Source organism: Leisingera sp. F5 (genome assembly GCF_001593695.1).
In genome coordinates, this window is the sequence record NZ_LUKH01000262.1 from 1 (window position 1) to 3,244 (window position 3,244).

General features: G+C 61.7%; 3 protein-coding genes and 1 pseudogene. 2 read left to right on the forward strand and 2 right to left on the reverse strand.

The annotated features are described in order from the left end of the window. Positions 1-268: 268 nt before the first annotated feature. On the reverse strand, positions 269-547 hold the full coding sequence (locus tag A2I95_RS28505; RefSeq protein ID WP_035920071.1) for an acylphosphatase: 279 nt from the start codon (positions 545-547) through the stop codon (positions 269-271). Between the two features lie 72 nt (positions 548-619). Further along, a pseudogene (locus tag A2I95_RS28510) lies at positions 620-1,438 on the reverse strand (PA0069 family radical SAM protein); the annotation flags it as partial. Positions 1,439-2,015: 577 nt separating this feature from the next. Here A2I95_RS28510 and A2I95_RS28515 point away from each other — a divergent pair. Continuing rightward, positions 2,016-2,831: a site-specific integrase gene (locus tag A2I95_RS28515; RefSeq protein WP_291735331.1), complete on the forward strand. Its 816-nt coding sequence runs from the start codon at positions 2,016-2,018 to the stop codon at positions 2,829-2,831. A gap of 65 nt (positions 2,832-2,896) precedes the next feature. Beyond that, a partial coding sequence (locus A2I95_RS28520) for a transposase zinc-binding domain-containing protein (protein WP_291735333.1) occupies positions 2,897-3,244 on the forward strand: 348 nt, incomplete at its 3' end.

Sequence of the window (3,244 nt, forward strand, 5' to 3'; positions counted from 1 at the left end):
CTATAGTCCGCGGCGCCTGACCTTTCGGGCCAGAGCGCCGCGGACTATAGCGCGGCCAGTAGAAGCACCGGAATGCAAAATAACGGCGCCGCAATGGCCTTGCGGCGCCCCGCCCTTATGTCTCAGCCTATTTTGGGTTCCAACGCGCCTCACAATCCCTCAGGACGTCCTGCCGGCACACGCATGTTATCTGTTTATCTGTGCGACCGCCCGTATCACTTGCGCAACAAGCCTCAACATATGACGCCAGACGCCTGTTCTAACCGGCCTAGCGGACGATGGTGAAGCCGCTCACTTCAGGGTCGGGAACTGTCCGTTCGGTCAGCACATCCTTCACCGCGGCGGCGCCAGGCCCGTGGCCCATCCGGCGCACCATATCGGCGACGCCGGCCGCCGGCCCCATCAGCAACGCCCGCACCGAGCCGTCCGGCTCATTGCGGATCCAGCCGGACAAACCGTGGCGCAACGCCTCGGCCCTGGCCCAGGTGCGAAACGCCACACCCTGCACGCGGCCGGTGACACGTGCATTCACTGCGACAGCAGTCATAGCACACCTTCCTTTCCATCATGCATGATCAAAGCCTAACACAAAACGCCGCTCCAACGGATCAAGAACAGATCAAAACAACGCCAACTGGTCGCCCGGCTGCGGTGGCCTGGCAAACAGATCGCATCGCAGATCCGCTGTACGCTCCTTCAGCCCGATCCGCCGGCAGGCTTCCTTAAACCGCTGCGCAATCATTTCAGCATAACGCCCCTCGCCGCGCATCCGATGACCCCAGCGCGGATCATAGTCACGCCCGCCATGCATTTCCCGCAGCCGCGCCATCACCTTGGCCGCACGGCCAGGCTCGTTCTTGTCCAGCCATTCCTGCCACAACCCAGACACCTCCCGCGGCAGCCGCAGCATGATCCAGCTCGCAGCATCTGCGCCCGCTTCCGCCCCGGCTGCCAGCAGCTCCTCCAGCTCATGATCGGTCAGCCCCGGCACGAAAGGGGAGGTCATCACCCGCTCCGGCACGCCTGCCTGCGTCAGCCGCCGGGCTGGAAAAGGCGCCCGGGGCTCTATCCGGCGGAACAGGTCAGGATCCAGCGTGGTGACGGAAATCCCCACCCGCACCAGCCCCTTGGCCGCCATCGGCGCCAGAACGTCCAGATCGCGCTGCACCATCGCGCCCTTGGTCACGATCGCCACAGGATGATTAAAGTCCCGCAGCACCTCCAGGTAAGCACGGGTGATGCCATGGTCCCGCTCGCACGGCTGGTATGGGTCGGTGTTTGTGCCGAGTGCCAGCACAGCCGCCTTGTAACGCGGCGCCGACAGTTCGTTGCGCAGCACCGCGGCCGCATTGGGGCGTGTGACCAGCCGGGTCTCAAAGTCCAGCCCCGGCGACAGGCCAAGATACGCATAGCTGGGCCGCGCAAAACAGTAGATGCAAACTGGTTAAATACACACTGAACTTTGCTTGCATTCGTTTTTTGTTGTATTTTCAGCTACTTATTGACAATAACCTCATTCGCCACCTTTGTTCACAAGGTGATCACCACAGTTAAAGCTCAACCTGCCAAAGCTTGTGTCTTTTTGAACAGAATGCCGCTTACGCGGCATGCAATGAGGGGTGACCTACGGCCCTTTTGATGGAGAGCAGTCACTCCTCATTGCGCAAAAAACTGGTCCTCTACTACGTGCTACAGTGCGGAGAAGTTACCTCAAGGACGCACTCAACGCAGAACCTGCGAGAAAATCCTGCTGCTGTGAGAGCGGCACACGAATGCTGGGGGTCTGCGTCCGCAAGTGCTATTGCAGCGGCATAGCGCTTAGAATGCCTCGCATGGGCAACACGTCAGGTTACAAACGCGTCGAAAGACGGCGGCAACCAGCCCAAGGACGAAGCCGCTCCGCGGCATTGGCGCGGGAGGCTGGTGTTCAGCGATGATCTGACAGTGGTGCATTTGGGGATCGGCATTTCTGCCTGACGATTGAGGCCTTCTCAATCGAAAGACAGGAGGTTTCCATGACAGGGGAGAGATCGACCCCGCTTCGAGAGCGGATGATCGAGGACATGCGCATCCGAGGGATGGGCGACAAGGCGCAGAAAGCCCATATCCGGGAGATCAAGGATTTTGCCATTTTCCTTGGGCACCCGCCGGATACCGCCACACCTAAGGAACTCCGCGCCTATCAACTGCACATGACGGATACAGGGGTAACGCCGGCGGCTTTCAACGCCCGGATCGTGGCGCTCAGGTTCTTCTTCGGCATGACTTGCGGGCGCGAGGAGTTGAAGCGCTACATGCAGTTCCGCACCCAGCCCAGGAAGTTGCCTGTAGTCTTCAGCGTGGAAGAGGTATCGGACATCCTGATGGCGGCGCCGGGGCCCGGGCTCAAATACCGGGCCGCGCTCAGCATTTCCTACGGCGCGGGGCTGCGGGCCGCCGAGGTCCGCAACCTCAAGATCGGCGATATCGACAGCGACCGGATGCTGATCCATGTCGAACAGGGCAAAGGGCGGAAGGACCGGAAGGTGATGCTGTCACCCGGGATTCTGAGCTTGCTGCGCGACTACTGGCGCGAAGCGCGGCCGGAAGGCTGGCTGTTCCCGGGCAAGCCGAAGATCAACCCGATCTCGCCGCGGCAGCTGAACCGCGCCTTCACGTCAGCGAAGAACATGGCCGGCATCAAAAAGGCCGCCACGCTGCATACCCTGCGGCACAGCTTTGCGACGCATCTGCTGGAGGCCAACACCCCCTCTCGGCAGCATCCTGCGGATGCGCCTGCCGGGCAGCGGATGTCCGGTTCATTCAGGTGCTGCTCGGCCATGCCAAGCTGAGCACGACGGCCCAATACACCCATGTCGCCACCAAGACGATCCGTGACACGGTCAGCCCCTACGAGATGCTGGTGCAGTTGCAGGATCAGACAATCAAGCGAAGCCTGAAGCGACGGGGCGCCGGGGTGTCCCGCCCGGGGCTGGAGATTGCTGATATATTCCGTGTCCATGGTCCCGGGTGGCGTCGGGCCAATGCGGGGCATGTCAGCCTGACCCAGCTCAAGGTGATGTCGGCAATCGAAGCCTGCCGGACCGAAACGCTCTGCGGGCATGTGGCCGGGTGCGCCAAATGCGGCCATCGCCACATCGCCTACAATTCCTGCAAGAACCGGCACTGCCCGAAGTGCCAAGGGCCAGCGGCGCGCGACTGGATGGAAGCCCGCGCCGAGGATCTGTTACCCGTGGAGTATTTC

Excerpts from the sequence above, each read along its gene's own strand:
- A2I95_RS28515 (WP_291735331.1), top strand. The coding sequence starts at position 2,016 with ATGACAGGGGAGAGATCGACCCCGCTTCGAGAGCGGATGATCGAGGAC.
- A2I95_RS28505 (WP_035920071.1), bottom strand. The coding sequence starts at position 547 with ATGACTGCTGTCGCAGTGAATGCACGTGTCACCGGCCGCGTGCAGGGT.